The following is a 5,512-nucleotide window of genomic DNA, read 5'->3' on the forward strand; positions in this document are numbered from 1 at the left end:
CTGGACCCGCTCGTGGCGTCCAGCGGCGCGGATCGCGTGCTGACCACGAAAACGGCGATCCCGCTCGGCGTGGCGCTGGCGCTGGTCGCGGATCGCGTCGTGCTGTACCCCGCCGTGCATCCGGCGGAAGCGGGTGCCGCGTTTGTGATCGAGGGCGCGTATGACGTCGGGCATCCGACCGTGTTGCTGTCGGATACGCTGCTGGATCGTGCGCAGGCGGAAGCGCTTCGGGCGCTGGCGGGCCGGGTTGGGCTGGAGATTCACGCAGTCGTCGCGGTGATCGACCTGGGGCTGGGCGCGCGTGAGGCGCTGGAAGCGGCAGGCTTCAGCGTGGCGGCGGTGTTTACGCTGCGTGAGGCGCTGCCGCTGTTGGAAGACGTGGGTGTGCTGCCGCCGCCGATGCGCGTAAGCGTCGAGGCGTGGCTGGCAGAGATCAGTTTGGCGTAATCAGGACTGGACGTTTTCGTGAGATGAACCTGACGGGGTGCTTCAACGGAGCGCCCCGCCACTGTGTCAGGAGTGTTTTTCGAGCGATGCCCGGCGCATTTCGAAGGCATCGCGCGTGAGGATCAGGGTGCGTTTCAGGCCATTGGCCCAGGTGTGCTCAAGTTGGAAGCCGATGGCTTCCGCCATACGCATAGCGCGCGTGTTGTTCACGGGTATATCCAGGCGCATGGCCCCGCAGCAGTTATCTTCGAAGACCGCCGCCGCATAGGCAAGTACCGCTTCGCTGGCGTAGCCCTGGCCCCACAGGCTCGTATCGCCAATGGAAATCGAGAAGGTTACACAGCCGGGGCGGTCGTCGCAGGAGATATAAAACTCGCCAATGGGCGTCTGGTCACCGTCGCGGCGGCAGATCACGAAATGCCGGGGTTCTTTCTTCCGGTTATCGATATGACGGCGGAACCACGCGTCCACATCCGCTTCGTCATAGTTCTGCATGCCGTCCCCTGTGCCGGAGGGACCCATGATGGCCGGATTGTTCCACCATTGGTGGAGGTAGGGCGCGTCAGCGCGGGTTGTGGGCCGGATGATGATCCGCTCACCGGTGACATATTGAGGGAGGGGGTGCGCGCTGCTGTGCTGTGTGTCGTTAGTCATCGTCGTCTAACCTCAAGACTGCCATAAACGCTTCCTGTGGGACTTCGACGTTACCGATCATTTTCAGGCGTTTCTTGCCTTTTTTCTGCTTTTCGAGCAGTTTTTTCTTGCGCGTGATGTCGCCGCCGTAGCACTTGGCAAGCACGTCCTTGCGCAGGGCTTTGACATTGGCGCGGCTGACGATGTGTTTGCCGATCGCCGCCTGGATCGGCACTTCGTAGAGCTGGCGCGGGATCAGGCGCTTGAGCTGAGAGACGAGCTTCTGGCCTTTGTGGAAGGCCTCGTCCTCATGCACGATCATCGCCAGCGCATCGACAGGCTGCTTGTTGACCAGTACGTCCAGCTTGACCAGTTTTTCGGCGCGGTATTCGTCCAGGTGATAGTCGAGGCTGGCGTATCCGCGCGTCGCGGCCTTCAGGCGGCTGTAGAAATCCACGATCATTTCGGCCAGCGGAATTTTATACTTGAGCTGCACGCGCATGGGATCGAGATATTCCATGTTCACGTACTCACCGCGCTTGGAGGTCACCAGTTCCATGATCGCGCCGATGTACGTTTCCGGCGTGAAGATCTCGATCGACATCCACGGCTCGCGGATTTCATCGATCACGCTCGGATCGGGCAGATCGGCGGGGCTGGTAATGGTGAGTGTCTCGCCGTCGCGCATCAGGAGCTGATATTCCACGCTGGGCGCGGTGGCGAGGATGTCAAGATCGTATTCGCGTTCGAGCCGCTCCTGCACGATCTCCATGTGGAACAGGCCCAGGAACCCGACGCGGAAACCGAAGTTGAGCGCCTGCGACGTTTCGGGCGTGTAGGTCAGCGAGGCGTCGTTGAGCTGGAGTTTTTCAAGCGCGTCGCGCAGGTTGTTGTAGTCGTCGTTGTCGGACGGGTAGAAGCTGGCGTACACCATGGGCTTGATGTGCTTGTAGCCGGGCATCGGCTCAGCCGCGCCGCCCTGCGCCAGCGTGATGGTGTCACCCACGCGGCACTCGCGCACGGTCTTCAGGCCGGTGGCGATGTAACCGACTTCGCCCGCCGCCAGTTCGGAAACCGGCTTCATATCGGGGCTGAACACGCCCAGCTCGATCGGGATCGCCTGCGCGCCGGACGCCATGAGCTTGAGTTCCTGGCCCGACTTAAACGTACCTTCGGCCACGCGCACGTAGGCGATGACGCCCTTGTACGAGTCGTAGTGGCTGTCGAAGATCAGGGCACGGGGCGGCAGGGTCGCGTCGCCTTTGGGCGCGGGGATGCGCTGGACGATGGCTTCGAGAATCTGATCGACGTGCAGGCCGGTTTTGGCGCTGACACGGATCACATCTTCGGCGGGGTAGCCGAGCACGTCTTCGACTTCCTGGGCGATGTCGTCGGGCATCGCGCCGGGCAGGTCGATCTTATTCACGACCGGGATGATCTCAAGATCGTGTTCCAGGGCCATGTACAGGTTGGCGAGCGTCTGCGCTTCGATGCCCTGGGTGCTGTCCACGATGAGCAGCGCGCCTTCGCACGCCTGGAGCGCACGCGAGACTTCGTAGGAGAAGTCCACGTGGCCGGGCGTGTCGATGAGGTTCATTTCGTATGTTTCACCATCGGAGGCGGTGTACTGCATGCGCACGGCAGACGCTTTGATCGTCACGCCGCGCTCGCGCTCCAATTCCATGCTGTCGAGCACCTGCTCTTGCATATCGCGCTCGCTGATAGTGCCTGTAATTTGCAGCAGGCGGTCGGCCAGGGTGCTTTTGCCGTGGTCGATGTGCGCGATGATCGAGAAGTTCCGAATGTGCGATTTGTCCATGTGGGCTTCTGAGTTACGTGTGCTATGCGCTTGCGCGCTGACGGTAGGGTGTGGTGGTCGAGTGGTGAACTGTGCCCTAGTATAACCCGGTTAGGGCAGGTTGAACATAGTCTCACCTTTTCGCGGCTAAGACTTCGCTGAATGATCCCCCGATTGGTCACTTTGCCGCACAGCGATTCGGGCCCGATTGTGCAATTGAACCGCAGCGATTGTTTTCTCGCACGCAATCCGTACGCAACACGCCGCCGCGTTTCGTATCTATTGTCAAAGTACGTTTCATGCGACGAGGTGGAGAAGATGGCGGATAGTTTGGATCGCGGATTGAAACGGCGGACGCTGCTGCGACTCGGCGGGTGCGCGGCGGTGATGGCGGCAACCGGCAGCATTGGCGCTGTGGTTGCCACGCAAACCGATCTCGTGGACCGGCTTCAGGGCGTTTCGGACACGAAACTGCTGGCGCACGAGGTGTGGGACTATGAAGACGGCATGCTTACCGTCGATTTGAGCCAGGTTCCCGATCTGGCGGCGCTCAACAGCGCGATGCGGATCGAAGACGAGGCCGTGCCGGAACCACTGCTGATCGTGCATGGCGCGGACGACGACTACTACATATTCGTCAACCGCTGCCCGCACAACCAGCGTCAAGTCGATCCGGTCGAGGGCAAGCTGAAATGCGTGTGCCCCAGCCATTCCACGTTCGATTATACGGGCGCGGTGCTGTCCGGCCCGGCGGGTGCACCGCTGGGCACCTATACGGTGGCGCGCGAGGGGGATCGTTTGCAGGTGGCGCTGGCGTAAGCGCGGGCGAGGGGCAGCGGCGAGATAGAATTGTCTTGCAGCACCCCCGCCAACCCACTATACTCTGCGGCGGTCAAAATCGGCTATAGTCTCCGTAGAAATACCCCAAATTGGTATCCAATCACGGAAGGTGAGGCAGCGTGGGATCGCTACGTAAAGGCCTGGGCCGGACGCGGCAGTCCTTTTTTGGGCGCATTGCGCAGGCGTTTGGCTCGACAGATATCACGGAAGAGACGTGGGACGACGTGGAGGCGCTGCTGATTCAGGCAGATGTCGGCGTGCCCACGACGATGAAAATCATCGACAATATGAAGTCGCGCGTGCGGCGCGAGGGAATCACCAAGCAGCCGCAGTTAATCGAGGCGCTGAAAGCCGAGCTGCGCGGGCTGCTCAAGGAGCCGACGCCGCTCAATCTGAGTGGGCGGCAGCTTTCGGTGATGTTGATCGCGGGTGTGAACGGGTCGGGCAAGACCACGTCGATCGGCAAGATCGCGTACCGCATGCGGCTGAACAACCGTAAGGTGATCGTGGCGGCGGGCGATACGTTCCGCGCGGCGGCGATCGAGCAGCTTCAGATGTGGGGCGAGCGGGCCGAAGTGCCTGTGATCGCCGGGCGGCCCAACAGCGATCCGGCGGCGGTGGTGTTCGACGCGGTGAACGCGGCCACGGCGCGCGGCGCGGAAGTACTGATCGTGGATACCGCCGGGCGTCTGCACAGCAACTCGAACTTGATGGCCGAACTGCGCAAAGTGCGTGACGTGCTGCGCCGCGTGGTGCCGGATGCGCCGCACGAGGCGCTGCTGGTGCTGGACGGCACGACCGGGCAGAACGCGCTGACGCAGGCGAAGAAGTTCCAGGAAGCGATTGATATCACGGGTGTGATCGTGACCAAACTCGACAGTTCCGCGAAGGGCGGCATGTTGTTCGCCATCCAGCAGGAGCTTGGCCTGCCGATCCATTACATCGGCATCGGCGAGGGCATGTACGATCTGGTGTTCTTCAACCCGGCAGCGTTCGTAGACAGCCTGTTTGAAAACGGCGACGAGGAGTAAGGCACGTGGAAGATTTGATCAGCCGTCTGAACGAAATGCGCGAAACGTTAGATCAGCTCATGGAGCGTCTTTGACCTCGCTTCACAGCGTGAGGAAGCCGCAGCCTTAGAGGAAGAATCGGCCCAGCCGACTTTCTGGGACGATCCGCAAGATGCGCAGCGTAAAATGCGCCGGATGTCCCGCCTAAAAGCCAATGTCGAGCAGTGGGACGCTGCGCTGCGCCGTATCCACGACGCGATCGAGCTGGCCGAACTGGGTGACGAGGATCTCGCGCCCGAATTGACCGCCGAGACGGACGCACTGGCGGTGGTGGCCGACGCTCTGGCGTTTCGCGCCAAGCTGAGCGGGGAATACGACGCGGAAGACACGTACCTCGCTATCCATTCCGGCGCGGGCGGGACCGACGCGGCGGACTGGGCGTCGATGCTGCTGCGCATGTTCGTGCGGTGGGCGGAACGGCGCGGGTTCAAGGTCGACGTGGTGGACGAGATGCCGGGCGACGAGGCCGGGATCAAAAGCGTCACGCTGGCGATTCAGGGCGATTACGCTTACGGCTACTTGAAGTCCGAGCGCGGCGTGCACCGGCTGGTGCGGCTCAGCCCGTTCGACTCGGCGCACCGGCGGCATACGTCGTTCGTGCTGGTCGAGGTGTGGCCGGACGTGCAGGAAGAGATCGATCTGGAAATCAAGGACACCGACTTGCAAATCGACACGTACCGGTCGGCGGGCGCGGGCGGCCAGAACGTGCAGAAAAACGAGACGG

5 protein-coding genes and 1 pseudogene are annotated in these 5,512 nt (G+C 61.9%); 4 read left to right on the top strand and 2 right to left on the bottom strand.

Going from position 1 to position 5,512, the window contains the following annotated elements:
- Positions 1 to 447, top strand: a pseudogene (locus V7116_RS25240) (hypothetical protein); the annotation flags it as partial.
- Positions 448 to 513: 66 nt separating this feature from the next.
- Here the strand turns inward: V7116_RS25240 and V7116_RS25245 are convergent.
- Together V7116_RS25245 and lepA are read right to left on the bottom strand one after the other, a co-directional pair.
- Positions 514 to 1,101, bottom strand: coding sequence for a GNAT family N-acetyltransferase (locus tag V7116_RS25245; RefSeq protein WP_324394773.1), 588 nt, complete (start codon positions 1,099 to 1,101; stop codon positions 514 to 516).
- On the bottom strand, positions 1,094 to 2,899 hold the full coding sequence (gene lepA, locus V7116_RS25250) for a translation elongation factor 4 (RefSeq protein ID WP_324394774.1): 1,806 nt from the start codon (positions 2,897 to 2,899) through the stop codon (positions 1,094 to 1,096). Before lepA ends, V7116_RS25245 begins: the two co-directional genes overlap by 8 nt.
- Positions 2,900 to 3,196: 297 nt before the next feature.
- Here lepA and V7116_RS25255 point away from each other — a divergent pair, with 297 nt between their 5' ends.
- From V7116_RS25255 to V7116_RS25265, 3 genes are all read left to right on the top strand, one after another.
- Entirely contained in the window at positions 3,197 to 3,697 is a 501-nt protein-coding gene (locus V7116_RS25255) for a Rieske 2Fe-2S domain-containing protein (protein ID WP_324394775.1), read from the top strand.
- Between the two features lie 140 nt (positions 3,698 to 3,837).
- Positions 3,838 to 4,749 carry a signal recognition particle-docking protein FtsY gene (gene ftsY / locus V7116_RS25260; RefSeq protein ID WP_324394776.1) on the top strand — a complete coding sequence of 304 codons (912 nt, stop codon included), beginning with the start codon at positions 3,838 to 3,840 and terminating at the stop codon, positions 4,747 to 4,749.
- A gap of 51 nt (positions 4,750 to 4,800) precedes the next feature.
- Positions 4,801 to 5,512, top strand: a 712-nt coding sequence (locus V7116_RS25265) for a PCRF domain-containing protein (protein WP_324394777.1), incomplete at its 3' end; no start/stop codon positions are given.

Origin of the sequence: Aggregatilinea sp., assembly GCF_036822615.1 — a bacterium.
Taxonomy (GTDB): Bacteria; Chloroflexota; Anaerolineae; order Aggregatilineales; family Aggregatilineaceae; genus Aggregatilinea.